We start from the raw sequence: 749 nt of genomic DNA on the forward strand, positions 1-749 counted from the left end.
TAGCTTCGTTTTTTGCAGCACGAGCCCCATGAAAACAAACAGCGGTACGGCCATCAGCACCGTGTTTTCCATGATGGATTGAATTCGATATGGCATGAAGGCAAACATGTCCATGCCCTCTGCCCAAACACCAAAAATAAGAGCAATACCGCCGAATGTGAACGCGACGGGAAACCCGAGCAGTAGCGCAAAGAGCGCCACAAAAAACATCACTATACCGATCATAATGACTTCCTTTTACGACTTACCGTTGCTACCGGCATAGATAAGATGAGGGTTAACGATTTTATTGACTGAGTGCAGCAGCAAACCAACGCCACTCACCGCCATAAATAAGAAAGAAACCGGGATCATGCCTTTGATTATCCATCGATACGGTAAACCACCTGGGTCACCAGACGTCTCGCCCAAGGCATAACTCTCTTTCGCGAAATCAATACCAAACCATGCGACCAACAAACAAAAAGGAAAGAGGAAAAACAGGGTGCCGATGATGTCGATGATGGATTGCGCTTTATATGACAGTCGCTCATAAAAAATGTCGACTCGAACGTGACCGCCGGATTTGATGGCATAAGGCACGCCAAGCAAAAAGACAGCAGAGAATAAGTGCCACTCCATTTCTTGAAACGCGATAGACACGTCGTTAAACACGTAACGCATCACAACGTCATACACCACGTTCAACAACAACAAAATGAAGAGGATGCTGGATAACCACCCCAGAAAATCACCAAAGCGGTTGAAGA

The 749-nt window shown here is 46.2% G+C and carries 2 protein-coding genes; both read right to left on the bottom strand.

What is annotated here, in order from left to right:
• A partial coding sequence (locus R8O11_RS27200) for a TRAP transporter large permease subunit (RefSeq protein ID WP_318194873.1) occupies nucleotides 1-225 on the bottom strand: 225 nt, incomplete at its 3' end.
• A 12-nt stretch (nucleotides 226-237) separates the two neighbouring features.
• Nucleotides 238-749, bottom strand: a 512-nt coding sequence (locus R8O11_RS27205) for a TRAP transporter small permease subunit (protein WP_318194874.1), incomplete at its 5' end; no start/stop codon positions are given.

The sequence above is a fragment of the Vibrio sp. 1288 genome, from assembly GCF_033344475.1.